The sequence below is a fragment of the Cereibacter changlensis JA139 genome (assembly GCF_003034985.1).
In the GTDB taxonomy this organism is placed as follows: Bacteria; Pseudomonadota; Alphaproteobacteria; order Rhodobacterales; family Rhodobacteraceae; genus Cereibacter; species Cereibacter changlensis.
Map to the genome: position 1 here is coordinate 34,765 of NZ_PZKG01000004.1, position 26,423 is coordinate 61,187.

The window sequence follows — 26,423 nt, forward strand, 5'->3', positions numbered from 1 at the left end:
AATTGCAAGGCTAAGGTCTGGCCAGCAAATCGGGAGGATTCCATGCAGGAACTGAGCCACTGGATCAACGGCAAGCACGTGAAGGGCACCTCGGGCCGCTTCGCCGATGTCTTCAACCCCGCCACCGGCGAGGTGCAGGCCCGCGTGCCGCTCGCCTCCAAGGCCGAGCTTGACGCCGCGGTCGAGGCCGCCGCCGCCGCCCAGCCGAAATGGGCCGCCACCAACCCGCAGAAGCGTGGCCGGGTGATGATGGCGCTGGTCAACCTGATCAACCGCGACATGGAGAAGCTGGCCGAGGCGCTGAGCCGCGAGCATGGCAAGACCATCCCCGACGCCAAGGGCGACATCCAGCGCGGGCTGGAAGTGATCGAATATTGCATCGGCGCGGCGCAGATGCTGAAGGGCGAGTTCACCGACTCCGCCGGCCCCGGCATCGACATGTATTCCATGCGCCAGCCGGTCGGCGTGGCGGCGGGCATCACCCCCTTCAACTTCCCGGCGATGATCCCGCTGTGGAAGATGGGCCCGGCGCTGGCCTGCGGCAACGCCTTCATCCTCAAGCCCTCCGAGCGCGATCCCTCGGTGCCCCTGATGCTGGCCGAGCTCTGCAAGGAGGCGGGCCTGCCCGACGGCGTCCTGCAGGTGGTGAACGGCGACAAGGAATCGGTCGACGCGATCCTCGACAACCCGACCATCGCCGCGGTGGGCTTCGTCGGTTCCACCCCGATCGCCGAATACATCTACACCCGCGGCTGCGCCAACGGCAAACGGGTGCAGTGCTTCGGCGGCGCCAAGAACCACATGATCATCATGCCGGATGCCGATCTCGATCTGGCCGCCGATGCGCTGGTCGGCGCGGGCTACGGCGCCGCGGGTGAACGCTGCATGGCGATCTCGGTCGCGGTCCCCGTGGGGGACGCCACCGCCGACGCGCTGATCGAAAGGCTGATCCCGCGCATCGAAAAGCTGAAGGTCGGCCCCTATACCGCCGGCAACGATGTCGATTACGGCCCGGTCGTCACCGCCGCCGCCAAGCAGAACATCCTCAAGCTGGTGCAGTCGGGCGTCGATCAGGGCGCGAAGCTGGTGGTCGATGGCCGCAACTTCGCGCTGCAGGGCTACGAGGACGGCTTCTTCGTCGGCCCGCATCTCTTCGACCATGTCACCCCCGACATGGACATCTACAAGAAGGAGATCTTCGGGCCGGTGCTCTCCACCGTGCGCGCCGCCTCCTACGAGGAAGCGCTGGGTCTGGCGATGGACCATGAATACGGCAACGGCACGGCGATCTTCACCCGCGACGGCGATGCCGCCCGCGACTTCGCCAACCGGGTGAACATCGGCATGGTCGGCATCAACGTGCCGATCCCGGTGCCGCTGGCCTATCACACCTTCGGCGGCTGGAAGAAATCCGGCTTCGGCGACCTGAACCAGCACGGCCCCGACGCCTTCCGCTTCTACACCCGCACCAAGACCATCACCACGCGCTGGCCCTCGGGCATCAAGGAAGGCTCGGCCTTCAACTTCAAGGCGATGGATTGATCCTGCCGGGGGGCGGCCAAGTGCCGCCCCCCGCGTTCCGCTTTCGGGCTTGACCGCGGCGGCTTCCTGGCGGACGCAGGATGCGTCGCCACAGGAGCCGCCATGGGCTGGACCGCAACAACCGGCTTTGCCGCCCTCGCCGCCGAGGCCCGCGCCCGGCTCGACGCGCTGCTGCCGCTGCGGCTGCCCAAGGGCACGCTGATGTTCCACCCCGGCGACGCGGCGCAGGGCTTCGTCGTGGTGCTGGAGGGCCGGGTCGAGGTCTTCCTCACCGGCGCCACCGGGCGCGAGATCCTGCTCTACGCGGTCGAGCCCGGCCAGAGCTGCGTGCAGACCACGCTCGGGCTGATGGGCGGCGAGGATTACACCGGCGAGGCGATCACCGCCACCGACTGCCACGTCGTGGTGATCCCGAAACCGCTGTTCCTCACGCTGATGGACGACAGCGCCCCGTTCCGCGCCTTCGTCTTCACCGCCTTCGCCACCAGGATGCAGGACATGATGCTGCTCTTGGAGCGCGTCGCCTTCCAGCGGGTCGAAAGCCGCCTCGCCGGCGCGCTGCTGGCGCTGGCCCGCGACGATCAGGTGAACACCACTCAATCCGACCTCGCCACCCGCATCGGCAGCGCCCGCGAGGTGATCTCGCGCCGGCTCGACCATTTCGCCCGGCGCGGCTGGGTGCGCACCGACCGCGGCCGGGTCACCCTGCTCGACCCCGCCGCCCTGCGCCGGATCGCCGCAGCAACCGAAGGCTGAGCCCGAACGTGACGAGGTCACAGACGCCGCGCGCGCCGCGGCGCAGGATGTCGCCATGCCCCGGCTTCCGGGCGTCCTCATCAAAAGGTGACATCATGCTGAAAACCAATGTCGGCGGCATCGACCGCATCCTGCGCATCGTGATCGGCCTGGCGCTGCTCGCCGCCTTCTTCCTGCTGCCGGGCCACAGCCTGCACTGGGTCTTCCTGATCGGCATCGTGCCGCTGGCCACCGGCCTGCTGTCCAGCTGCCCGCTCTACACGATCTTCGGCATCAGCACCTGCCCCCTGAAACACTGAGCCGGGAAGGCCTGCGGCCTCCCATTTTCTGTCCCTAAATATCCCCGCCGGAGGCTCCCCCGCCTCCGGCGGCGCCCCGCAGCCGATCCCGCCCGAGGCAGCAGCGGCGCGCGGGCGCCCGATTCCCCAAGGCACCGCTCCTGCTCCGCAGCCAACCTGCGCACCTCGACATCGACGCGAGAGCGTACCCGGCAACAGAGCAAACCGGAAGCCACAGCCCCCCATTTTCTGTCCCTAAATATCCCCGCCGGAGGCTCCCCCGCCTCCGGCAGCGCCCCCCTCGCCGATTACACCCGCGGCAGCAGCGGCGCGCGGGGGCTCGATGCCCCCAAGCGGCGCTCCTACTCCGCGGCCAGCCGGCGCGGCTTCAGCATCGGCGCCAGATAGCGCCCGGTGTGCGAGGCCTCCACCTTGGCCACATCCTCCGGCGTGCCCTCGGCGACGATGATCCCGCCGCCATCGCCGCCCTCGGGGCCGATGTCGATGATCCAGTCGGCGGTCTTCACCACGTCGAGGTTGTGCTCGATCACCACCACGGTGTTGCCCTGCTCGACCAGCTCGTGCAGCACCTCCAGGAGCTTCTTCACATCCTCGAAATGCAGACCGGTGGTCGGCTCGTCGAGAATGTAGAGCGTGCGCCCGGTCGCCCGCCGCGCGAGCTCCTTCGACAGCTTCACCCGCTGCGCCTCGCCGCCCGACAGCGTCGTCGCCTGCTGACCGACCTTCACATAGCCGAGGCCGACCCGCACCAGCGCGTCCATCTTCTCGCGGATCGAGGGCACCGCCTGGAAGAAGGCCTGCGCATCCTCCACCGTCATGTCGAGCACGTCGGCGATGCTCTTGTCCTTGAACTTCACCTCCAGCGTCTCGCGGTTGTAGCGCGCGCCCTTGCAGGTCTCGCAGGTGACATAGACGTCGGGCAGGAAGTGCATCTCGATCTTGATGACGCCATCGCCCTGACAGGCCTCGCAACGCCCGCCCTTCACGTTGAAGCTGAAACGCCCGGGCTGGTAGCCGCGCGCCTTGGCCTCGGGAAGGCCCGCAAACCAGTCGCGGATCGGGGTGAAGGCGCCGGTATAGGTCGCCGGGTTCGAGCGCGGGGTGCGGCCGATCGGGCGCTGGTCGATGTCGATCACCTTGTCCAGATGCTCGAAGCCGCGGATCGTCTCGCAGGGCGCGGGGGTCTCGCGCGCGCCGTTCAGCCGGGTGGCGGCGGTCTTGTAGAGCGTCTCGATGGTCAGCGTCGACTTGCCGCCGCCCGAGACCCCGGTGACGCAGACGAATTTGCCCAGCGGGAAATCCACCGTCACGTCATGCAGGTTGTTGCCCGAGGCCTTCACCACCGTCAGCTTCTTGCCGCTGCCCGTCCGCCGGGTCGCGGCGACGGGAATGCTGCGCGCGCCGGACAGATACTGCCCGGTGAGGCTGGCCGGATCGGCGGCGATCTCGGCGGGGGTGCCATGCGCCACCACCTGCCCGCCATGCACCCCGGCGCCGGGGCCGATGTCGAAGACATAATCCGCCTCGCGGATCGCATCCTCGTCATGTTCCACCACCAGCACCGAATTGCCCTGATCGCGCAGGTTCTTCAGCGTGGTCAGCAGCCGGTCGTTGTCGCGCTGGTGCAGCCCGATCGAGGGTTCGTCGAGCACATAGAGCACCCCGGTCAGCCCCGAGCCGATCTGGCTCGCCAGACGGATGCGCTGGCTCTCGCCGCCCGACAGCGTGCCCGCCGCGCGGCTGAGCGACAGGTAGTCGAGCCCGACGTTGACGAGGAAGCCAAGCCGCTCGCGGATCTCCTTCAGGATCGCCCGGGCGATCTCGTTCTTCTGGTTGGTCAGCGCATCGGGCACCGTGCCGACCCAGGCGAAGGCCTCCTTGATCGACATCTGCACCACCTGGCCGATGTGGATGCCGCCGATCTTCACCGCGAGCGCCTCGGGCTTCAGCCGGTAGCCGTGGCAGGCGCCGCAGGGGCGGTTGTTCTGGTAGCGCTCGAATTCCTCGCGCACCCAGGCCGAATCCGTCTCCTTGTAGCGCCGCTCCATGTTGGGGATCACGCCTTCGAAGACGCGGCTGACCTGATAGATCCGCCCGCCCTCGTCATAGCGGAAGCTGATCTCCTCCTCGCCCGAGCCGCGCAGGAAGACCTGATGCACCTTCTCGGGCAGGTCCTTCCATTTCTTCTTCTTGTCGAAGCCGTAATGCTTGGCCAGCGCGTCGATGGTCTGCATGAAATAGGGCGACTTCGATTTGGCCCAAGGCGCCAGCGCCCCCTGCGCCAGCGTCAGCCCTTGGTCAGGCACCACCAGCCGCTCGTCGAAGAACAGCTCCATCCCCAGACCGTCGCAGACCGGGCAGGCGCCGAAGGGCGCGTTGAACGAGAACAGCCGTGGCTCGATCTCGGGGATGGTGAAGCCCGAGACGGGACAGGCGAATTTCTCGGAGAAGGTGGTGCGCACCGGGTCGCCCTCGCCCTCAGCCGGCGCCGTCTCCAGCACGGCGATGCCGTCCGCTAGATTCAGCGCGGTGCGGAACGAATCCGCCAGCCGGGTCTGGATGCCGTCGCGCACCACGATGCGGTCGACCACCACGTCGATGTCATGGCGGAACTTCTTGTCCAGCACCGGGGCGTCCTCCAGCTCGTGGAAGGCGCCGTTCACCTTGACCCGCTGGAAGCCCTGCTTGCGGAGCTCCATGAACTCCTTCTTGTACTCGCCCTTCCGGTCGCGGACGATCGGCGCCAGCAGATAGGCGCGCGTGCCCTCCGGCATGGCCATGACCGCATCGACCATGTCCTGCACCTGCTGCGCGGTGATCGGCAGGCCGGTGGCGGGGGAATAGGGCGTGCCGACCCGCGCCCAGAGGAGACGCATGTAGTCGTAGATCTCGGTCACCGTGCCGACGGTGGAGCGCGGGTTCTTCGAGGTGGTCTTCTGCTCGATGGAGATCGCGGGCGAGAGGCCCGAGATATGATCCACATCGGGCTTGCCCATCATGTCGAGGAACTGCCGCGCATAGGCGCTCAGGCTTTCCACATAGCGGCGCTGGCCTTCGGCATAGATCGTGTCGAAGGCGAGGCTCGACTTGCCCGACCCCGACAGGCCGGTGATCACCACAAGCTGGTCGCGCGGAATGTCCACGTCGATGCCCTTGAGGTTATGCTCGCGCGCCCCGCGCACCGAGATGAACTTCTGTTCGGCCATGCCCACGTCCCTGCTGTCTGAAGCACCAGAGATAGGTGAAGCGGGCTGAGTCTCCAACCCGAAAACGTGAACATTATAAGAACGCAATGCGGCTTTGCGGAAATAGTTCAGCCGGTCGCCCTGCGGCGGGCGGAAAGCCACTGATGCAGGCCGATCCCCGCCGCCGCCGGCAGCAGGCAGAACAGCACCAGCCCGCCGATCCCCTGCCAGGCGATCAGCGCGGCCAGCAGCGGCGTGCCGCTGGTGGTGCCGAGATTGCCCAGCTGCGCCACCGCCCCGGCGGCCCGGCTGCGGCCCTCAAGGTCGGGGTTCAGCTGCGGGATGGCGGCAAAGCTCGCCCCCTGCACCAGCCCCAGCGCCGCGGCGAGGATCAGGCTGGCTGCCGCCAAAGGCAGCGGCGCGCCGCGCTCCAGCCAGATCAGCCCGGCGGCGAGCATGGTGGCGGCGAAGCCGAACTGCACGATCCGGATCGCCGGCAGGCGGCCCAGTAGCCAGACCCCCAGCGTCAGCGAGACGGCGATGCTTGTCAGCGGCATGGCCGAGGCCAGCAGCAGCTGCCATGGCCCGGCCAGCGTCGGCAGCAGGGTCAAGAGCGCGACATAGACCAGTGTATAGCAGAAGAAGCCGATGGCCGGCGCCGCGACCCGCGGCGAGGCATAGATCTCGCCGTGCTGGCGCAGCAGCCGCCCGGGCGACAGCGGCACCGCCGGGCCGCGGATGTCCGGCGGCAGCAGCCGCCACAGCAGCAGGGCGAACCCGGCCATGTAAGCGGCATGGGCGAGGAACAGCGCCGGGATGCCCTGCGCCTCGACCAGCGGCCGTCCCAGCGTGGCGGTGATGGCGAAGGAGACGGCGAAGAAGCTGCTCCACAGCGTCATCGCCAGCCCCTGCAAGCGCAGCGGCGCAAGCTGGGCGATCAGCACCGGCGCGGCGACGACGATGGCGAGATGCGACGCCCCCTCCGCCAGCCGCAGCGCCAGCATCACCGGCAGGGGCGGCAGCAGCGCCTGCAGCGCGGAGAGCGCGGCCCCCAGCGAAAGCGCCGCGACCAGCACCCGCCGATAGCCCAGCCGCTGCACCAGAAGCCCCGCCGTGGTGCCGAAGACAAGCCCGACGAAGCCGACGATGGAGACGGTCAGCCCCAGCGCCACCTCGCTCCGGCCCGGATAGGCCAGCGCGATCTGGTCGAAGATCACGCCCAGCTTGGCGAATTGCGCCGCAGAGCCGAGCCCGGCGCCCCAGAGCGCCAGAACCAGCAGCATCGGAGGCGCGGAACGGGTCATGCCCGCAGGGTTAGCCCAACCCCGCCGCGGGGGCCAGCCTCAGAAATGCAGCGCGCGGCCGTAGGCGTCGAGCACGGATTCGTGCATCATCTCGGACAGCGTCGGATGCGGGAAGACCGTCTCCATCAGCTCGGCCTCCGTCGTCTCCAGCGTGCGGCCGATGACATAGCCCTGGATCAGCTCGGTCACTTCCGCGCCGATCATATGGGCGCCCAGCAGCTCGCCGGTCTTGGCGTCGAACACCGTCTTGATGAAGCCCTCGGCCTCGCCCAGGGCGATCGCCTTGCCGTTGCCGATGAAGGGGAAACGCCCCACCTTCACCTCGAAGCCCGCCTCCTTGGCCTTGGCTTCGGTCATGCCGACCGAGGCCACCTGCGGATGGCAATAGGTGCAGCCGGCGATCGAGCCCGGCTTGATCGGATGCGGATGGCCGCCCGCGACCAGTTCGGCCACCATCACGCCCTCGTGGCTGGCCTTGTGCGCCAGCCAGGGCGCGCCGGCGATGTCGCCGATGGCATAGAGCCCCTCGACCCCGGTGCGGCAGAACTCGTCCGTTACCACATGGGTCCGGTCGATCTTCACGCCCAATGCCTCGAGCCCCAGCCCCTCGACATTGCCGACGATGCCGACGGCAGAGATCACAGTGTCGAACTCCATCGTCTCGGTCTTGCCGCCCGCCTCGATATGCGCGGTGACCTTGCCCGGCGAGCGGTCGAGCTTCTTGACGGTGGATTTCTCGAGGATCTTCATGCCCTGCTTCACGAAAGCCTTCTTCGCGAAGGCCGAAACCTCGGCATCCTCCACCGGCAGCACGCGGTCCATCACCTCGACCACGGTGGTATCGGCGCCCAGCGTGTTGAAGAAGCTGGCGAATTCGATGCCGATGGCGCCCGAGCCGATCACAAGAAGCTTCTTCGGCATGCGCTTCGGCTGCAGCGCGTGGCGGTAGGTCCAGACCAGATCGCCATCGGCCTCCAGCCCCGGCAGCTCGCGCGCCCGCGCGCCGGTGGCGAGGATGATGGTCTTGGCCTCCAGCTCCTCGGTGCCCTTGTCGGTCTTCACCTGCACCCGGCCCTTGGCGGGCAGCGTCGCCGTCCCCATCACCACGGTGATCTTGTTCTTCTTCATCAGATGGCCGATGCCGCCCGACAGCTGCTTGGCCACCCCGCGCGAGCGGGCGACCACGGCGTCGAGGTCATAGCCGATGCCGTCGGCCTTCAGGCCGAATTCCTTGGCGCGGTGCATCAGGTGGAACACCTCGGCCGAGCGCAAGAGCGCCTTGGTCGGGATGCAGCCCCAGTTCAGGCAGATGCCGCCGAGGTTTTCCCGCTCCACGATGGCGACGTTCAGCCCGAGCTGCGCCGCCCGGATCGCGGCGACATAGCCCCCCGGACCGGACCCGGCCACGATCATGTCAAAGCTCTTGGCAGCCATCGTCATCTCCTGGAAAAAGTAGTTTGGCCTTAAACCATATTTGGAAGCCGCGCAACGAAGCCCAAGCCGGGGGGCCATGCAGCCCCTGCATGGCTCAGGCCGACATCGCCTTCACCATCGCGCCGTAAGCCCCGGCCTGCATGAACTCCTCCTCCTCCGGCGTGTTCTCCCGGCCCAGCGCGGCGTTGCGGAACGGGAAGCGGCCGTAGCGGCGGATGATCTCGGCATGGGCCTTGGCATGCAGCAGGTTCTCCGCCCCGGTCTCGGGCATGCGGGTGGAGAACAACTCCACCGACAGCTCCTGGTCGGCCATGTCCTCGGAATGCTCGAAGGGCATGTAGAAGAACTGCCGCTCCGGTTCCGGGGCCTGCATGTCCCAACCCTCCTCCAACGCCCTGCGGGCGCAGTCACGCGCCTGCGGGTCGGTGGCGAAGGCCTCGGCCCGGCCACGGAACATGTTGCGCGCGAACTGGTCGGTGAGGATCAGGAAGGCGAGGCTGCCCACCGTCCCCTCGCACCAATGGTCCAGCCCGCCCTCGCGCGCCGCCTGCCACAGGTCGCCGAAGCGGTCGCGGATCTCGTCGTCCAGCTCCTCGGAGCCGACATACCAGCCTTCGGGGCCAACCTCGCCCAGCCAGTAGTCCAGCACGCCTTCCGGATCGTCCGCCATTTCAGTCTCCTGCATGTGTGCCTTCCGAACCTGACAGGTCCGGCGGCAGGCTGCAACATCAGCGGCCCGAGGTGTCGACGCCCTCCTGCCCCTGCTCCATCATGGTGCCGACCGCCAGAGCCGAGGCGGTGGGCGCCAGCGTGGCGAAGGCCCCGGTATCGGCCACGGCGGGCGCGGCGCGCTGCGTCATCCGCCAGGCGGCGTAGGTCGCCAGCACCCCGAAGAGGATGCCGATGAACAGGAAGAACCCGTCCGGCCCGACCTGCTCCATGATCCAGCCGGTGACCAGCGGCCCGAAGATCGCGCCCAGCCCGTTCATGAAGATCAGACCGGCCGAGGCGCCCGCCATCGACTCCTTGCTGAGGAAGTCGTTGGTATGGGCGATCAGCAGCGAATAGAGCGGGTTGGTGATGCCGCCCAGCAGCAGCGACACGATCAGAAGCCCCCAGAACGGCGGGGTGAAAAGCACCGCCACCGCCATCACCGCGCCGCCGACCACCGCCAGCCCCAGCACCAGCTTGCGTCGGTCCATGCGGTCCGAGAACCAGCCGATCGGATATTGCAGCACCAGACCGCCAACATACATCGTCCCGATGAAGATCGAGATGTCGCGCACGCTCAGCCCTTCCAGCGTGCCCCAGACCGAGGCCATGCCGAACATCGCCGAAAAGATGCCCCCCGTCAGCAGCATGCCGATGACGCCGAGCGGCGAGATCTCGAACAGCTCCTTGAAGGACAAGGGCTTCGTCGTGTCGAAGACCGGCGCTGTGGTGGTGGTCAGCAGGATCGGCATGAAGGCCAAGGAGACCAGCACCGAGGGGATGACGAAGAGCGTGAAGCCCGAGGGCTCCGCCACGTTCAGGAGCGCCTGCGAGCCGATGATGCCGATCATCTGCACGATCATGTAGAGCGACAGCGCCTGCCCGCGGGTCTCGTTGGTGGAGCTGTTGTTCAGCCAGCTCTCGGCGGTGATGTAGACCCCCGAGAAGCAGAAGCCGACCAGCACCCGCATCCCCGCCCAGACCGTCCACTCCGGCAGCACCGGATAGACCACCAGCACCGCCGAGATCAGCGAGCCGAGCGCCGCGAAGACCCGCACATGGCCGACGCGGCGGATCATCTCGGGCGTCACGCGCGAGCCGAAGAGGAAGCCGAGGAAATAGGCCGACATCACCATCGACAGCTGGAAGGTGCTGAATCCCTCGATCCCGCCGCGGATGCCCAGCAGCGAGCCCTGAATGCCGTTTCCGACCATCAGCAGCATGACGCCCAGCAACAGCGGCCAGGTGGAAGCGAGAACCTTGAACATCGACGAACTCCGGGGGGTTTCGGGCACAGTAGCAGCGGCCTCCCGCCCGGGAGGGCGCAAAGGCGACGGTTGGACGGGCGGGCGCGCCTAGGGGATCAGCAGCGAGGCGTCGCCGTAGGAGAAGAAACGGTATTCGGTATCAACCGCATGACGGTAGATCCGCTCGATCCGCTCCTGCCCCATCAGGGCCGAGACCAGCATCAGCAGCGTGGACTTAGGCAGGTGGAAATTTGTCATCAGCGCGTCGGTCACCCGGAAACGGTAACCGGGATAGATGAAGATATCGGTCGTCCCCCGCCAGGGTTCAACCGCACCAGTCGCCGCCGCCGACTCGATCAGCCGCAGCGCGGTGGTGCCGACCGGGATCACCCGCCCGCCCGCCGCCTTGGTGGCGTTCATCTCGGCGGCCGCCGTCTCGGTCACCTCGCCCCATTCGGCATGCATCCGGTGGGTGGTCACATCCTCCACCTTCACCGGCAGGAAGGTGCCGGCGCCGACATGCAGCGTCACCTCGGTGAACTGCACGCCCTTGGCCGCCAGCGCCTCCAGCAGCGGAGCGTCGAAATGCAGCGAGGCGGTCGGGGCGGCGACAGCCCCGGCGTGACGGGCGAAGACGGTCTGATAGTCGGTCTCGTCCTGCGCGTCGGGCTTGCGCTTGGCGGCGATATAGGGCGGCAGCGGCATCGCCCCCGCCTCGGCCAGCGCCGCGTCGAAATCCTCGCCCACAAGGTTGAAGACCAGCCGCAGGTCGGTCTCGCCCTTCTCGGCCACCGTGGCGCTCAGCGCCTCGGAAAAGCGGATCATCTCACCTGGCTGAACCTTGCGCAACGGCTTGGCCAGCGCGCGCCAGCCCTCGGCGGCAGGCTCCATCAGCGTGATCTCCACCTTGGCCACGGCGTCCCCGCGGGTCCGGGTGCCGGTCAGCCGCGCCGGGATCACTTTCGTGTTGTTCAGGATCAGCCGGTCGCCGGGGCGGAAGATCTCCAGCAGATCCGAAACATGCAAGTCGCGGATCGCATCCCCCTCCGCCAGCAGCAGCCGCGCCGATGTGCGCGGCCGCGCGGGTCGGGTGGCGATCAGGGTCTCGGGAAGGTGGAAGTCGAAATCGGATAGTCTCATGGTCCCTCCAGCACCGGCGCCGGCGCGCGGAAAATCTCGCGGAACATGCCCGGCGTCAGGATCGACAGCGGGTTCACCGTGACCGATGGCCGGTCCGAGCTGCCGCCGAGCTTGTAGTTGAAGCCGAACACCCCCTCGCCGCGGCGGGTCAGCACCGCGCCGATGCCGTTCAGCAGATAGATCGGCGAGATGACGCCCTGCATGTCCAGCCGCTTTCCCACCACGTCATAGATCCCCGCCACCGACACCCCGAGCGAGGCGCCGACTGCGGACCCGCGGGTGATCTCGATCGCCGCCGGGGTCAAGCGGAAATCGGCCTCGGCCTGGTTGAAGACCAGCCCGTCGCCGTTCAACTGTTCGAGGATCCCCACCACCGAGATGGCGCTCAAGAGCGCCGCCAGCACCGGCGCATTCTGCACCCGCACGTCGCTGGCCGAGGCATGGCCGTTGTAATGCCCCTTCGCCCCGGTCGGCAGCAGGTTCAGGTCGAGGCTCCCGCCCCGTGCGTCGGGGAAGATGCCGGTCGAGGCCATCACCCCGCCTGCGTCTTCCGACAGGATGCGCACCGCCGTGCCCTGCGCCACCGGGGCCAGCGCGCCGCGCACCACCGCCCCGCCATTCACCCGCGCCGCGAAGTCGCCGCGGAAGCCGCCCTTGGTGTCGAAGACGCCGCCGAGCCCGGTCAGGGCGATCTTCTCGGTCACCAGCAGGCGGTCGAGCTGCACCCGGACCGTCACCGGCGCGCCGCCTCCGCCCCCGCCGCCGCCCGACCCGAGCGACAGCCGGCGCAGATCGACCGAGCCCCCGGTGACCGAGACCTCCGGCGGCATGCCCTTGCCCTGCCCGACCAGCGTCACCGGCGCGTCGAGCCAGCCGTTCAGCCGCACCCGGTCGAGCCGGGCCTGATCCAGCTGGCCATCGGCGCGCAAGGTGACCGAACCCTCGGCCTGCAACCCGCCGCCCTCGACCACCAGCCGCTGCACCGAGGCCGGCTTGCCCAGCACCGCCTGCACCTCCAGCCTGCCGCTGGCCGAGGCCGCCTTGCGGAAGCCCAGTTCCGGCAGGCTCAACCCGATGCCGGTCAGCGCCGAGGTCAGTGTCAGCTTCGGCGGCTGGTCCTTCTCCAGCTCCACCACGATCCGCCCCGGCCCGCTGCCGGAAACCAGACCACGCGGCAGGCCGATGCCGAACTCATCCAGCGGCACCTGCGACAGGGTCGCCGTGCCCTCGATCCGCGAACGGCCCCGCTCCTCCGGCGTCAGGCCCTGGGTGAAGGTCGCGTCAAAGGGCGCCGCCCCCAGCTTACCGGCGCCCGAGACGCTGAACCCCGCCGGATCGGCGGTCAGCACCAGATCGGGCGCGGTCAGCACCCGCCCCGGCACCAGCACATCGGAGCGGAAATCGAAGATCCGCCCCGCCACGCTGAACTCCACCTCATCGGGCCTCAGCCTCGGCTTCAGCGGCAGGCGGATCACGGTCTGCACCTCGGCCCGGCCCGTACCAAGGTCCACCGGGCGCCCGGCCTTGCTGAGAAAGCGGAACGGCGGCTGGTCCAGCAGCGACAGCGCCGCCGTCACGCTGCTCTTCGTGTTCAGCCGCAGCTCGGCATGCACCGGCTTGCGCGTCACATCCGGCACGAGGAACAGCGACTGCGCCACCGCCACCGACCCACCCTCCGGCGCGGTCACCCGGCCGCGGTCCAGCACCATGGTGTAGCGCTTGCCCTCGATCGTGGCGTAACCGCTGCCCGCCTCGATCGGCGGCAGGGTCTTGAGGAAGCGCACATCGGCATCGCGGAACTCGTAGCCCAGCGCCAGCCGCGGCTCGCGCCCCGGCACCAGCCGCACCCCGGCCTTCACGTCGAAGAGCGAGCCCTCCTGCACGTTGTTCACCACCCAGTCGCGGGTGCGCGGCACCAGCGACAAGGGCCAGAGCGCCAGCAGCCCCTGATGCGAGATCTCGTTCAACGTCATGTCGAAGCCGACGCGCCAGCCCTCGGGCTCGGCCGCCACCCTGCCCTTGCCGGTCAGCCGCCGCGTCCCCTCGGCCAGCGAGATCTGGCCGATGTCGATGCTGAACGGGTCGAGCCGCATCCTGAGGTCCAGCGCACCTTCCGAGAAGGTCACCGGCTGCTCGAACAGCCCCGCCGGATCGGCGTTCACCTCGCCGAAGCGGATCTGGGCGAGGAAGGCCTCGGGCATGCCCTGCTGCACCCCCGGCAGATAGGAATGGCCGGTCGCGGTGAAGTTCAGCGACCGGCTCTCCACCTTCAGGTCGGTCAGGCTGATCTTCTCGGCCGCGGGATCATAGCTGAAGGCGAGCCCGGCCTTCTCGAAGGGAATCGGCTTGATGTCGGGCCGCGGCCGCAGCGCGCCCGCGCCGCTGTTCAGCTCGGCCTCCAGCCCGGTCAACCGGCCCTCGGCGTCCAGCGCCGCCGAGACCCGACCGGACAGCTGCGCGTCGAGCACGCCGAGCCAGGTGATCGGCAGCGCCTGCGCCGCGATGTCGGTGGCGGCGACCCGGTCCACCGTGGCCGAGATCCGCGCCTCCGGACTGCCAGGCGTGGTGACGAAGGTCAGCACCGCCTGCGCCGGGGCCTGATCGGCCCGGCCCAGCAGCGTCAGCCCGACCTCCAGCGCCCGCCGTTCCGGCCCGGTGTCCAGCACCAGCCGTCCGTCGCCCACCTGCCAGGTGCGCCGCGCCCGCCGGTCCTCCAGCGTCAGGCTCATGCCCTCGGCCTCGACCCGCCGCAGATCCGCCAGCAGCGGCAGGGCGAAGACCCGGTCCACCGCCCGCATCACATCGGCATAGCTGCCGATCCGCCCACCACCGCCGCCGAAGCCGAGATCGAAGCGCCCGTCCTCCAGCCGCCGCAGCGCGAAGCGGGCGCCGACCAGATCGACGCTGCGCGGATGCAGTCGCAAGCCGGCGAGCGAACTCGCGTCGAAGCCGATCCGCGCCTCGGGCAGGGTCAGCAGCGGGCGGCCGCCGCTCTGCCGCAGCCGCACATCCTCCAGCCGCAGTTGCGGGGCCCAGTCGCGGCCGATGGTCAGGTCGATGCCGGTCAGCGAGACCGACAGCGCCGCCGCGCCCTGCGCCGGGGCCAGCGCGCGGTTCATCCGCTCCTCGATCTCGGCCACCGCCCAGACCGGCAGCGGCAGCGCCCGCCCGGTCAGCACCAGACCGGCGAGCCCGACCGCCCCAGCGATCAGCACGAGGCTCAGAAGCAGCCACAGCGACACCCGTCCCCGCCGCCTGCGACGCGCGGCGCGTGGGGGGGCCGCAGCTGCCGAACCCTCCTCAGACGCTTTGCCGTCGCTCGATGCCATGCCAGCCTTATCCGTTTTCGCGGGCTTGCCTTTATCCGGGGCGGAAGGCAACTAAAACAGCAGTGACCCATCGTCCCCCGCGCAAGGAGCCGCCCATGATCGCCGAAGGCCAGACCGCCCCCGACTTCACCCTGCCGCGCGACGGCGGGCTGAGCGTCTCGCTCGGCTCGTTCCAGCCGAACAAGGTCGTCGTCTATTTCTACCCCAAGGACGACACCACCGGCTGCACCCTCGAAGCGCAGGACTTCACCGCCCGCGCCCCGGCCTTCGCCGCGGTGAACACCACGGTGATCGGCATCTCGAAGGACAGCGTGAAGAGCCACGACCGCTTCTGCAAGAAATACGATCTCGGCATCATCCTCGCCTCCGACGAGGACGGAACCACCTGCGAGGATTACGGCGTCTGGGTCGAGAAGAGCATGTATGGCAAGACCTACATGGGCATCGAACGCTCGACCTTCCTGATCGACGGCGAGGGCAAGGTGGCCAAGGTCTGGCGCAAGGTCTCGGCCAAGGGCCATGCCGAAGAGGTGCTGCTCGCGGCGCAGGGGCTGTGATCTCGCTGGCCGCGATGGCGGTGGAGGTGCTGAGCACCGCCGACGGCCGGGAAAAGACCGCCCTGTCGCGCCGCCACGCCGCCGCCTGGCTCGCCGCGCGCGACCGCGGCGAACCCTTGCCGCTGGGCGAGGCCGCCCCGCCGCCGCGGCCGGCCCGCCCCGCCCTGCCCGAACTGCTGTCGCCGCGCGACATGCCGCGCCGCGGTCCCGGCACGCTGGCCGGGCGGCTGGCGCTGATCCATGCCGTCGCGCATATCGAGCTGAACGCCGTCGACCTGCATTGGGATGTCATCGCCCGCTTCACCGACACCCGCATGCCGCTCGGCTTCTACGACGACTGGGTGCGGGCCGCCGATGACGAATCGCGGCACTTCAACCTGATGTGCGACTGCCTCGAAGCGATGGGCTCGCATTACGGCGCGCTGCCGGCCCATGCCGGCATGTGGCGCGCGGCGGAGGACACCGCCGGCGACCTGCTCGCCCGGCTCGCCGTGGTGCCCATGGTGCTGGAAGCGCGCGGGCTCGACGTGACGCCGGGGATGATCGCGATCTTCGAGAAGACCGGCGAGACACAGGTGACCGAAGCCCTGTCGGTGATCTACGCCGAGGAGGTGAGCCACGTCGCCTATGGCTCGAAATGGTTCAACTTTCTCTGCGGCCGGGCCGACAGCGACCCGAAGGACACCTTCCACGCCCTCGTCCGCCGCTACTTCCCCAGCCCGCTGAAACCGCCCTTCAACGAGGAGAAGCGCGCCGACGCCGGCCTGCCGCCGGATTTCTACTGGCCGCTCTCCGACCAGACGCCCCGATCAACCGGCAGTTGATCGGCGGGATTCTGCCTGTTCCGGCAGGGTTCCGCCCGGCGCAACGACCATACGGTCAAAATTGTTGCGACAGCCCCCCCCGCTGGCTAATCAGTACCGGGGACCAGGACCGGCGCGGGGACGCCATCAAAGGTCGAGTGCCCGCCGAACAACAGACGGGACCTGCCAGTGCTGACGCGACTCTCCTATCGGATCAATTCGACACTTGAACGCTTCCTGCCGGAACGACGGCTGTTCCTGAAATCCGATACCGAGACCCGCTTCGTCCGCCTCCGCCCCGTCACCCAGGCCATCGCCCTCAGCGGCAGCGCCATTCTCGTCGGCTGGACCATCGTCGCCACCTCGATCCTGCTGATGGATTCGATCGCCGCCGGCTCCACCCGCGACCAGACCCAGCGCCAGCAGGCGCTCTACGAATCCCGGCTGAACGCGCTCTCCGCCGACCGCGACCGTCGCGCCGAAGAGGCGGTGCGGGCGCAGGAACGCTTCAACCTCGCGCTGGCCGAGGTGTCGAAGATGCAGGAGGCGCTGCTCGCCACCGAAGACCACCGCAAGGAGCTGGAAACCGGCATCGAGGTGATCCAGGACACGCTGCGCCGCACCATCGCCGAGCGCGACGACGCCCGCGGCCAGGCCGAGCGGGTGACGCTGGCCCTGGCCGAGCAGACCGGCTCCAGCCGCACCGGCGAATCCCGCGCCGCCGACACGCTGGCCACGCTGGAAGTGCTGACCAGCACGCTGGGCGCCACCGCCCGCCAGCGCGACGACCTCGCCAACGCCGCTCTCCTCGCCAAGGAGGAAACCGAGACGGTGTATCAAGAGAAGCTGGAGCTGCAGGCCCGCAACGACGCGATCTTCTCGCGGCTCGAGGACGCGGTTTCGATCTCGATGGAGCCTTTGGACAAGATGTTCCGCGCCGCCGGGCTGAAGCCCGACGACCTGCTGAACAAGGTGCGCAGCGGCTATTCTGGCCAAGGCGGCCCGCTGTCGCCGCTGACCGTCTCGACCAAGGGCGCGTCGCTCACCCCCGAGGAGGTGCGCGCCAACGAGATCCTGCAGGGTCTCGACCGGATGAACCTCTACCGCATGGCCGCCGACAAGGCCCCCTTCGCCATGCCGGTGAAGACCTCGTTCCGCTACACCTCCGGCTTCGGCGGGCGCAACGATCCCTTCGGTCGCGGCAAGCGCCGGCACGAGGGCACCGACCTCGCCGGAGCCTACGGATCGCCGGTCTATTCCACCGCCGATGGCGTCGTGGTCCATGCCGGCTGGTCCAGCGGCTACGGCCGTCTGGTGAAGATCAAGCACGACTTCGGCATCGAGACCCGCTACGCCCACCTGGCGCAAATCCGGGTCGATGTCGGACAAAGGGTATCGCGCGGCGACCGGATCGGTGATATGGGCAACTCAGGCCGGTCCACCGGCACCCATCTTCATTACGAGGTCCGGCTGGGCGGCAATGCCGTCAATCCGATGACCTTTATCAAGGCGGCGAAAGATGTTTTCTAAAAGCAGAATCAACGAGCCAGGCCCGAAACAGGGCGAGGGCGACAAGACCAGAACGCAGGATGCGCCCGTGCAGAAACCGATGAACGAATTCTCCCCCGGCGCGACCAAGCCGAAGCCCTCCGCCTCCGTGCTCTCGTCGGACCTGACCGTGGTCGGCAACCTGAAGACCACCGGCGACATCCAGGTCGAAGGCACGGTCGAAGGCGACATCCGCGCCCATCTGCTGACGGTCGGCGAAAGCGCCACCATCCGCGGCGAGATCGTCGCCGACGACATCGTGGTGAACGGCCGCGTCATCGGCCGCGTGCGCGGCCTGAAGGTGCGCCTGACCTCCACCGCCCGGGTGGAAGGCGACATCATCCACAAGACCATCGCCATCGAATCCGGCGCCCATTTCGAGGGTTCGGTGCAGCGTCAGGAAGACCCGCTGGCCAATGGCAAGCCCGGCGGCAGCACGGCGGCCCCCGCCTCCGCCCCTGCCCCCTCGGCGACCAAGCCCGCCGACGTCTGACGGCCTGCGGTGGACCCGAGACTGCCCGAGGGCGCCCGAGCGGGCGCCCTTTTTCATGGGATCACCCCTGCGCCCGGATGTAGAGATGCCATGTCGCATGGCCCAGCACCGGCAGCACCACGAAGAGCCCGAGAAACCCCGGCAGCATCCCGAGGAACAGCAGCCCGGCGATCCCCAGCCCCCAGACCAGCATCACCGCCGGATTGGCGCGCACCACCTCGACGCTGGTGATCATCGCCGTCACGAAGTCGATCTCGCGGTCCAGGAGCAGCGGCAGGCTGATCACCGTCAGCGAGAACAGCACACTGGCGAAGACCGCCCCCACCAGCGTGCCGACAGCCAGCATGGTCAGCCCGTTCGGGGTGAGGAAGACCTCGATCGAGCTCGAGACATTGGTCATCGCCGAGAGCCCCATGAACAGGGCGAAGATCATGTGGGCGAGGAAATTCCAGAACAGGAAGAAGATCACCACCACCGCCGCCATCGACGGGATCTGGCGATCCTTCTGGCGAAGGATCACACCCAGCACCTGCCCCCAGCCTAGATCCTCGCCGCGGTCCATCCGCCGGCTGACCTCGTAGAGCCCGCAGGCGATGAACGGCCCGAGGATCGGGAAGCCGGCGGCGGCGGGCAGCGTCCACCAGATCTGCCCCGAGGCGGTGAGCGCGAAGAGGATCAGCCAGCCGCCCAGCACATAGACCGCGCTGAAGAACAGGCCGAAGGCCGGGGCGCCGCGGAAATCCCGCCAGCCCGCCGCCAGCGCGGCTTGCAGGTCGCCGATGGTCAGCACCCGCACGGCGGGCACCGCCGGGGCCTGTTCGATGTAATGGTCCGACATGCCGAGTCTCCCCCCTCTGCGAAGGGGAATCTATGCCCGGCGGGGCGGTTCGGCCAAGATGAATCTGCCGAAAACCTTCAGCCTTCGGCGTTGGCCTCGGCGCGGCTCTTGCCGGCCACGTCCTGTGCCAGCGTCGCGGCCATGAACCTGTCCAGATCGCCGTCCAGCACGCCCTGCGTATCCGAGGTCTCGACCCCGGTGCGCAGGTCCTTCACCATCTGGTAGGGCTGCAGCACATAGGACCGGATCTGGTTGCCCCAGCCCGCATCGCCCTTGCTTTCATGCTGCGCGTTGATTGCCGCGTTCCGCTTGTCCAGCTCCAGCTGGTACAGCCGGGCCTTCAGCGCGATCATGCAGGCCTCGCGGTTCTGGTGCTGCGACTTCATCGAGGAGGTCACGACGATATTGGTCGGCAGGTGGGTGATCCGCACCGCCGAGTCGGTGGTGTTCACGTGCTGCCCGCCCGCGCCCGACGACCGGTAGGTGTCGATGCGGATGTCGCGGTCGGGGATCTCGATCTCGATGTTGTCGTCGACCACCGGGTAGACCCAGACCGAGCTGAACGAGGTATGCCGCCGCGCCGCCGAGTCATAGGGCGAGATCCGCACCAGCCGGTGCACGCCGCTTTCCGACTTCAGCCAGCCATAGGCGTTCGGCCCGGAGATCTTGTAGGAGGCCGACTTGATGCCCGCCTCCTCGCCGCCGCTTTCCGACTGCAGCTCGACCTTGTAGCCCTTCTTCTCGGCCCAGCGGACATACATCCGCGCCAGCATCGAGGCCCAGTCGCAGCTTTCCGTGCCGCCCGCGCCGGCGTTGATCTCGAGGAAGGTGTCGTTGCCATCGGCCTCGCCGTCGAGCAGCGCCTCCAGCTCCTTGGCCCGCGCGGTCTCGACCAGGTCGCGCAGCGCAGCCTCGGCCTCGGCGACGATCTCGGCGTCGCCCTCGGCCTCGCCCAGCTCGATCAGCTCGACATTGTCGCGCAGCCCGGTATCGATCAGCTTGTAGGTCGACAGCTGGTCCATCAGCCCCTGACGCTCGCGCATCAGCTTCTGCGCCCGCGCCGGATCGGACCAGAGGTTGCCGTCCTCGATCATCGCGTTCATCTCTTCCAGACGATGCGGCGCGGTCTCCAGATCCATCCGCTGCGCCAGAAGGGCGAGCGAGCGGGTGATGGCGTCCACGTGATACTGGGTTTCGGTCCGCATGGGCTATGCTTCCTCGGGGCTGTTCAGGCGCGGGTGATACCGCTTTGCCGCGGCACGGGCAAGGGCGGGGCAGAACCCGCCCTGCCCCGCCCGCCGCTCAGTAGAGCCCGCCGGAGCTCAAAGTGCCGAAATCGGCCTTCTTCGGGATCACCAGCGTCTCGCCGGTGGCGGTGGTCACCGTCGCCCCCTCCTCGCCGCTTTCGCCATAGGCAAAGAGCGGCAGGTTCGACCCCATCGCGAAGCCGCCGTCGACCAGCGCGCCCAGACCGAAGATCGGGTCCTCGCCCTCGCGGAAGTATTCGGCCACGACATTCTCGCCCGAGGCGTCATCCGGCAGGCGCGCGCCGGTGAAGCGGTCGATCTTGATGAAATAGCCGCCCGGCGGCACGCGGAACTCGGAGCCGCCGTATTTCTTCACCGCCTTCGACATGAACTCCTGGAACACCGGCCCGCAGAAGCCGCCGCCCGAGGCCGAGCCCATGCTGCGCGGCTGGTCGTAGCCGATGTAGCAGCCGGCGACGATGTTCGAGGTGTAGCCGATGAACCACACGTCCTTGGCGTCATTGGTGGTGCCGGTCTTGCCCGCCACCGGCACCGGCAGGTTGATGCCCCGCCCGGTGCCGCGCTGCACCACGCCCTGCATCATCGAGGTCAGCTGATAGGCGGTGATCGCATCCATCACCCGCTCGCGGTTGGTGTCGATCCGCGGCCCGCGGCCCGGCTGCAGCGAGGCCAGCGTGCAATCCTCGCAGACCCGCTGGTCGTGGCGGTAGACGGTCTTGCCGTAGCGGTCCTGCACCCGGTCGACCAGCGTCGGCTCCACCCGTTCGCCGCCATTGGCGAACATGGCGTAGGCCGCCACCATCTTCCACAGCGTCGTCTCCTCGGCCCCCAGCGAGTTGGCGAGGAACTGGCCCATCCGGTCATAGACCCCGAACCGCTCGGCATAGCCGGCGACGGTCTCCATGCCGATCTCCTGCGCGATCCGCACCGTCATCAGGTTGCGCGACTGCTCGATCCCGGTACGCAGCGGGGCCGGGCCGTAGAACTTGTTCGAGGCGTTCTTCGGCGTCCAGAGCCCCTGCGGCGTCATCACCTCGATCGGCGCGTCGATGACGATGGTCGCCGGGGTGAAGCCCGAATCCAGCGCCGCGGCATAGACGAAGGGCTTGAAGCTCGACCCCGGCTGGCGCGTCGCCTGGGTGGCGCGGTTGAACACCGAATCCTGGTAGCTGAACCCGCCCTGCATGGCGAGCACCCTGCCAGAGTTCACATCCATCGCCATGAAGGCGCCCTGCACCTCCGGCACCTGGCGCAGTGACCAGCGGCGGAAGCTGCCGTCGTCATCGCTGGTGACGGCGCGCACCAGCACCACGTCGCCCACCGACACCAGATCGCCGGCGCTGCGCGCCTTCGGCCCCAGCCTTCCGTCGGCCTGCCGCTTGCGCGCCCAGGTCACGTCCTCGGCCGGGATGAAATGGCCGTCCTCATCCTCGGGCACGCCCTCGATGCCGATCCGGGCCGCGCTGTCGCCGACCTCGAGCACCACCGCCGGATGCCAATCGGCCACGTCGCGCGGCACCTTCACCCCCGCCAGCGCCGGGCGCCAGCTGTCCTCGTTCACCAGCGCCTCGGCGGGCAGCACCTGCCGGGTGCCGCGCCAGATGCCCTGGTTGCGGTCGAATTTCTCCAGCCCGTCGCGCAGCGCCTCGGCGGCCTCCAGCTGCAGCTCCGGGTCCACCGTGGCGCGGATGGTCAGACCGCCGCCGAAGAACTCCTCCTCGCCGAAGCTGCCCGACAGCTGGCGGCGGATCTCGTCGGTGAAATAGTCGCGCGGCGGCAGGGCCTGGCGGAAGGCCGGGTAATCGCCGTTCTGCACCGAGCGCAGCGGCTGGTTCAGCGCGGTCTGCAGCGTCGGCTCGTCGATATAGCCGTTGTCGAACATCTCGCGCAGCACGTAGTTGCGCCGCTCGGTGACCCGCTCCTTGGCGCGGACCGGGTGATACTGGCTCGGCGCCTGCGGCATCGCCGCCAGCATCGCCGCCTCGTCCACCGTCAGCTGGCTGAGAGTCTTGTTGAAATAGGTCTGCGCCGCCGCCGCCACCCCGTAGGAGTTCTGGCCGAGGAAGATCTCGTTCAGATAGAGCTCTAGGATCTTGTCCTTCGACAGCGTCTCCTCGATCCTGGTCGCGAGGATGATCTCCTTGATCTTGCGCTCGCCGGTGCGATCGCCCGACAAGAGGAAGTTCTTCATCACCTGCTGGGTGATGGTCGACGGCCCCGCGCACGTTCGACCCGCGCGACCGGATCGCCTCGAAGGCCGCCGCCGCGATGCCGCGGGCGTCATAGCCATGGTGGGTGTAGAAGTTCTTGTCCTCGGCGCTGATGAAGGCGTTTTTCACCTGATCCGGGATATCCTCGATCGGGGTGAACAGCCGCCGCTCATGGGCGAATTCGTCGATCATGTTGCCCTCGCCGGAGTAGATCCGGCTGATCGTCGGCGGGGCGTATTGCGCGAGGCTCTCATGGCTCGGCAGGTCGCGGGAATACATCCAGAAGATCGCGCCGATGGTCAGCGCGACCGCGAAGATGCCCAGCGTCAACGCGGTGAAGATGGCCCCGAAGAAGGACCCGACGAACCTGACCAATGAAATATCCTCGTTGTGCGCGGCCCTTATACACGCGGCCGCCCCGAAGGTCAAAAGCTGCATCCGGGATATGGTTCGCAATCGCGCGAGCGCGGCGGATCAGCGCCGCAGCAGCTTCGACAGCGCCGCATCCTCGGCCGTCCAGACCTTCAGCCCGTCGAGCAGCGCCCCGGCCATCGCAGCGCGCCAGACCGGGTCCTGCAACCGCGCCAGATCCTCGGGGCTTGAGAGGAAGCCGAGCTCCACGAGGACCGAGGGAATATCCGGCGATTTCAGCACCGAGAAGCCCGCCGATTGCCGGGCATGGCGGTGCATCGGCAGATCGGCGGCCTTGATCGAGGCCTCCAGCGCCAGCGACAGCCGCTCGCTGCGCGGCATGGTCTCGACCCGCGCGATGTCCATCAGCACCTTGGCCACCAGATCGTCCTGCCCGGTCAGATCGACCCCCGACAGCAGGTCGTCGCGGTCATGCCGCTCGGCCAGCGCCGCCCCTGCCACATCCGAGGCCTCCTCGGACAGGGTGTAGAGCGTCGCCCCCACCGCCTCGCCCTCGGCCAGCGCATCGGCATGCAGCGAGACGAAGACATGCGCCTGCGCCTCATGCGCCAGGGTGATCCGGGTCTCCAGCGGCACGAAGCTGTCCTCCTCGCGGGTCATCGCCACGCGGAACCCGCCGTCGCGCAGCAGAAGCTCCTTCAGCTCGCGGGCGAAGCTCAGCATCAGCTGCGCCTCGCTCAGCCCGCCGCGCTCGGCCCCGGGGTCGAGCCCGCCATGACCCGGGTCCAGCACCACGACCAGCGGCCCCCGCCCCTCGGTCGCCGCCGTGGTCAGGGCGGCGGGCGGCAGCGCCCAGCCCGGCGGCTCCGGCTGCGCGGCGCGCTTGGCGAACTCCTCCTCGCTGGCCCGCGCCAGCCGCACCGAGACGCGGGTCGCGTTGCCGGTCGTCATCCCGGCCTCGCTCACCGTGTAGGGCCCGTCCAGTTCCAGCACCAACCGCGACCAGCCGGGGCGGTAGACCCCGGCGCGCAGGCCCAGCACCCGGTCGCTGTCCTCCTCCACCGCGCCGATGCCGGTGAAATCCACCTCGCGGAAGTCGAGCACCAGCCGCGGCGGCTGATCCATCACCCGCACCCGCCAGGGCACCGGCTGCGACAGCGCCAGCTCCAGCCCGACCCCGCGCCGCACGTCCTCGACATGGCTCGCCGCCGGGTCGAGCCGCGCCACCGCGGTCAGCTCCTGCGCGCCGACCGCCGAAGCCACAAGCAGCGCCAGACCGGCCAGAACGCCCCGCATCCCGCTCAGCCCCGCGCCGCCATGAAGGCCTTCAGCCGCGCCAGCCCCTCGACGATTTCCGCCCTGCCCTGCGCATAGGAAAAGCGCAGGGTCCGCGCCCCGCGCTCGGGATCGAAATCCAGCCCCGGCGTCACCGCCACCCCGGCGCCGTTCAGGATCTCGGCGGCGAAGGCCAGCGAGTCATCGGTGAATTCCGACACATCGGCATAGACATAGAAGGCCCCGTCCGGCGGCGCGAAGCGGGTGAAGCCCGCCTCGGGCAGCCCCTCCAGCATCAGCTGGCGGTTCTCGGCATAGACGGCGCGGTTCGCCTCCAGCTCCTGCACGCAGTCGAGCGCCGCCAGCGCCGCCACCTGACTGGCATGCGAGGGGCAGATGAACATGTTCTGCGCCAGCCGCTCCACCAGCCGGATATGATCCTCCGGCACCACCATCCAGCCGATGCGCCAGCCGGTCATGCTGAAATACTTGGAGAAGGAGTTGATCACATAGAGATCGTCCGAAATCTCCAGCGCCGAGACCGCGCGCTGGCCGAAGTCGAGCCCGTGATAGATCTCGTCCGAGATGAAGGCGATGCCGCGCGCCTGCGCATGGCCGATCAGCGCCGCCAGCTCTTCCCGCCCCAGCATCGTGCCCGAGGGATTGCCCGGCGAGGCGACGATCAGCCCGGCCAGATCCGCCACCGGCTCCAGATCGGCGGGCACCGGCTGCAGCCGGTTCGCCTCCGAGGCGGCGACGCCGACGGGCTCGAGGCTCAGCGCCTTCAGGATCTGGCGGTAGGACGGATAGCAGGGCTCGCCCAGCGCCACCCTGTCGCCCGCATCGAACAGCGCGGTGAAGGCCAGCAGGAAAGCCGACGACGCCCCGGCGGTGATCACCACCCGCGACGGGTCGATCTCCAGCCCGTACCAGCGCTGATAGAGCCCCGCGATCCCGACCCGCAGCTCCATCAGCCCCAGCCCGGCGGTGTAGCCCAGCGGCCCCGCCTCCATCGCCGCCCCAAGCGCCGCGCGGGCGGCGGCGGGGGCCGGCGTGCCGGGCTGGCCGATCTCCATATGCACGATATGCCGCCCCGCCGCTTCCAGCGCGCGCGCCTGCTCCATCACGTCCATCACAATGAAGGGATCGACCGCCCCGCGTCTTGATACCCGCATTCCCTGCCCCGTAAGCTTGCCTTGCCCCGTTCCTGAGACTTCGGGCGCGGAAGGTCAATGGCGGCACAAGGCCCCGGGGCGCGACCCCGCTTGCCAACCGGCCCCTTTCGGTGTTCCTGACCGGACCGGCCCCGCGCCCCCATTCACGGCGATTTCGCCAGATCCGGAGAGACCCCATGAAGTTCCCCGCCCTCGGCCCCGCCGCCTTGATCGCTGCGCTGCTCGCCACCACCGCACCGCTCGCGGCGCAGGAGATGACCGACGCCGAACGCACAGCCTTCCGCGCCGAGGTCCGCGCCTATCTCGTGGAAAACCCCGAAGTGCTGATCGAGGCGATGACCGCGCTCGAGGCCAAGCAGCAGGCCGAGCAGGCCAACAACGACCTCACGCTGCTGCGCGACAATTCCGAGGAGATCTTCCGCGACCCGGCGAGCTGGGCCGGCGGCAATCTGGAAGGCGACATCACGCTTGTCGAATTCGTCGACTACCGCTGCGGCTATTGCCGCAAGGCGCATGACGAGGTGGCCGAGCTGGTGCAATCCGACGGCAACATCCGCTTCGTGCTGAAGGAATATCCGATCCTCGGCGAGGAATCGCTGGTCGCCTCGCGCTTCGCCATCGCCGTGCGCCAGCTGGCCGGGGACGAGGCCTACAAGCAGGCGCATGACACGCTGATCGCCTTCCGCGGCGACATCAACACCGATACGCTGGGCCGGCTTGCCTCCGACATGGGGCTCGACAGCGCGGCGATCCTCGCCCGCATGGACGCGCCCGAGGTGACGGCGGTGATCGAGGCGAACCATGCGCTGGCGACCAAGCTCGACGTCAGCGGCACGCCGACCTTCGTGCTCGACCGCACCATGGTCCGCGGCTATGTGCCGCTGGACGGCATGCGCCAGATCGTCGAGGGCCAGCGCGCCGGCTGACCCTTCCCGGC

At 68.7% G+C, this 26,423-nt stretch carries 19 protein-coding genes and 1 pseudogene; 8 read left to right on the forward strand and 12 right to left on the reverse strand.

The window, feature by feature from the left end; genetic code table 11:
* Positions 1-42 precede the first annotated feature (42 nt).
* From C5F48_RS01795 to C5F48_RS01805, 3 genes are all read left to right on the forward strand, one after another.
* Positions 43-1,542 (forward strand): CoA-acylating methylmalonate-semialdehyde dehydrogenase, encoded by a 1,500-nt coding sequence (locus tag C5F48_RS01795; protein WP_107662195.1) that lies wholly within the window; start codon positions 43-45, stop codon positions 1,540-1,542.
* Between the two features lie 102 nt (positions 1,543-1,644).
* The gene (locus C5F48_RS01800; RefSeq protein WP_107662196.1) at positions 1,645-2,298 is read left to right on the forward strand and encodes a Crp/Fnr family transcriptional regulator; all 654 of its coding nucleotides are present in this window, start codon (positions 1,645-1,647) and stop codon (positions 2,296-2,298) included.
* Between the two features lie 95 nt (positions 2,299-2,393).
* Positions 2,394-2,597 carry a YgaP family membrane protein gene (locus tag C5F48_RS01805; RefSeq protein WP_107662197.1) on the forward strand — a complete coding sequence of 68 codons (204 nt, stop codon included), beginning with the start codon at positions 2,394-2,396 and terminating at the stop codon, positions 2,595-2,597.
* A 341-nt stretch (positions 2,598-2,938) separates the two neighbouring features.
* On the opposite strand, the gene uvrA is transcribed toward C5F48_RS01805, so the two are convergent.
* The 7 genes from uvrA to C5F48_RS01840 form a co-directional block, all read right to left on the reverse strand.
* Positions 2,939-5,803 (reverse strand): excinuclease ABC subunit UvrA, encoded by a 2,865-nt coding sequence (uvrA, locus tag C5F48_RS01810; protein ID WP_107662198.1) that lies wholly within the window; start codon positions 5,801-5,803, stop codon positions 2,939-2,941.
* Between the two features lie 107 nt (positions 5,804-5,910).
* Positions 5,911-7,086, reverse strand: coding sequence for an MFS transporter (locus tag C5F48_RS01815; RefSeq protein WP_107662199.1), 1,176 nt, complete (start codon positions 7,084-7,086; stop codon positions 5,911-5,913).
* A gap of 39 nt (positions 7,087-7,125) precedes the next feature.
* Positions 7,126-8,520: a dihydrolipoyl dehydrogenase gene (gene lpdA, locus C5F48_RS01820; RefSeq protein WP_107662200.1), complete on the reverse strand. Its 1,395-nt coding sequence runs from the start codon at positions 8,518-8,520 to the stop codon at positions 7,126-7,128.
* A 94-nt stretch (positions 8,521-8,614) separates the two neighbouring features.
* The gene (locus C5F48_RS01825) at positions 8,615-9,190 is read right to left on the reverse strand and encodes a DUF924 family protein (RefSeq protein WP_107662201.1); all 576 of its coding nucleotides are present in this window, start codon (positions 9,188-9,190) and stop codon (positions 8,615-8,617) included.
* 58 nt (positions 9,191-9,248) lie between these two features.
* Positions 9,249-10,499: an MFS transporter gene (locus tag C5F48_RS01830; RefSeq protein ID WP_107662202.1), complete on the reverse strand. Its 1,251-nt coding sequence runs from the start codon at positions 10,497-10,499 to the stop codon at positions 9,249-9,251.
* Between the two features lie 87 nt (positions 10,500-10,586).
* Positions 10,587-11,618 (reverse strand): tRNA preQ1(34) S-adenosylmethionine ribosyltransferase-isomerase QueA, encoded by a 1,032-nt coding sequence (queA, locus tag C5F48_RS01835; protein WP_107662203.1) that lies wholly within the window; start codon positions 11,616-11,618, stop codon positions 10,587-10,589.
* Entirely contained in the window at positions 11,615-14,860 is a 3,246-nt protein-coding gene (locus C5F48_RS01840) for a YhdP family protein (RefSeq protein ID WP_107662204.1), read from the reverse strand. The genes queA and C5F48_RS01840 overlap by 4 nt, the downstream gene beginning before the upstream one ends.
* A gap of 182 nt (positions 14,861-15,042) precedes the next feature.
* Here C5F48_RS01840 and C5F48_RS01845 point away from each other — a divergent pair, with 182 nt between their 5' ends.
* The 4 genes from C5F48_RS01845 to C5F48_RS01860 all read left to right on the forward strand — a co-directional run bounded on the left by C5F48_RS01845 (position 15,043) and on the right by C5F48_RS01860 (position 18,348).
* A complete protein-coding gene (locus C5F48_RS01845; RefSeq protein ID WP_107662205.1) occupies positions 15,043-15,504 on the forward strand; it encodes a peroxiredoxin in 462 nt (153 codons plus the stop codon).
* 14 nt (positions 15,505-15,518) lie between these two features.
* Positions 15,519-16,328: a ferritin-like domain-containing protein gene (locus C5F48_RS01850; RefSeq protein WP_107662223.1), complete on the forward strand. Its 810-nt coding sequence runs from the start codon at positions 15,519-15,521 to the stop codon at positions 16,326-16,328.
* A 168-nt stretch (positions 16,329-16,496) separates the two neighbouring features.
* Positions 16,497-17,837, forward strand: coding sequence for a M23 family metallopeptidase (locus C5F48_RS01855; protein WP_107662206.1), 1,341 nt, complete (start codon positions 16,497-16,499; stop codon positions 17,835-17,837).
* Positions 17,827-18,348 carry a bactofilin family protein gene (locus C5F48_RS01860; RefSeq protein WP_107662207.1) on the forward strand — a complete coding sequence of 174 codons (522 nt, stop codon included), beginning with the start codon at positions 17,827-17,829 and terminating at the stop codon, positions 18,346-18,348. The genes C5F48_RS01855 and C5F48_RS01860 overlap by 11 nt, the downstream gene beginning before the upstream one ends.
* 61 nt (positions 18,349-18,409) lie before the next feature.
* On the opposite strand, the gene C5F48_RS01865 is transcribed toward C5F48_RS01860, so the two are convergent.
* The 5 genes and pseudogenes from C5F48_RS01865 to C5F48_RS01885 all read right to left on the reverse strand — a co-directional run bounded on the left by C5F48_RS01865 (position 18,410) and on the right by C5F48_RS01885 (position 25,486).
* A complete protein-coding gene (locus tag C5F48_RS01865) occupies positions 18,410-19,186 on the reverse strand; it encodes a DUF2189 domain-containing protein (protein WP_107662208.1) in 777 nt (258 codons plus the stop codon).
* A 77-nt stretch (positions 19,187-19,263) separates the two neighbouring features.
* A complete protein-coding gene (prfB, locus tag C5F48_RS01870) occupies positions 19,264-20,391 on the reverse strand; it encodes a peptide chain release factor 2 (RefSeq protein ID WP_107662209.1) in 1,128 nt (375 codons plus the stop codon).
* Positions 20,392-20,488: 97 nt separating this feature from the next.
* Positions 20,489-23,039, reverse strand: a pseudogene (locus tag C5F48_RS01875) (penicillin-binding protein 1A).
* A gap of 99 nt (positions 23,040-23,138) precedes the next feature.
* Complete coding sequence (locus C5F48_RS01880; protein ID WP_107662210.1) at positions 23,139-24,332, reverse strand: N-acetylmuramoyl-L-alanine amidase; 1,194 nt, start codon at positions 24,330-24,332, stop codon at positions 23,139-23,141.
* 5 nt (positions 24,333-24,337) lie between these two features.
* Positions 24,338-25,486, reverse strand: coding sequence for a pyridoxal phosphate-dependent aminotransferase (locus C5F48_RS01885; RefSeq protein ID WP_107662211.1), 1,149 nt, complete (start codon positions 25,484-25,486; stop codon positions 24,338-24,340).
* Positions 25,487-25,662: 176 nt separating this feature from the next.
* Between C5F48_RS01885 and C5F48_RS01890 the strand changes: the two genes are divergently transcribed.
* Positions 25,663-26,412 carry a DsbA family protein gene (locus tag C5F48_RS01890; protein ID WP_107662212.1) on the forward strand — a complete coding sequence of 250 codons (750 nt, stop codon included), beginning with the start codon at positions 25,663-25,665 and terminating at the stop codon, positions 26,410-26,412.
* Positions 26,413-26,423: the final 11 nt, after the last annotated feature.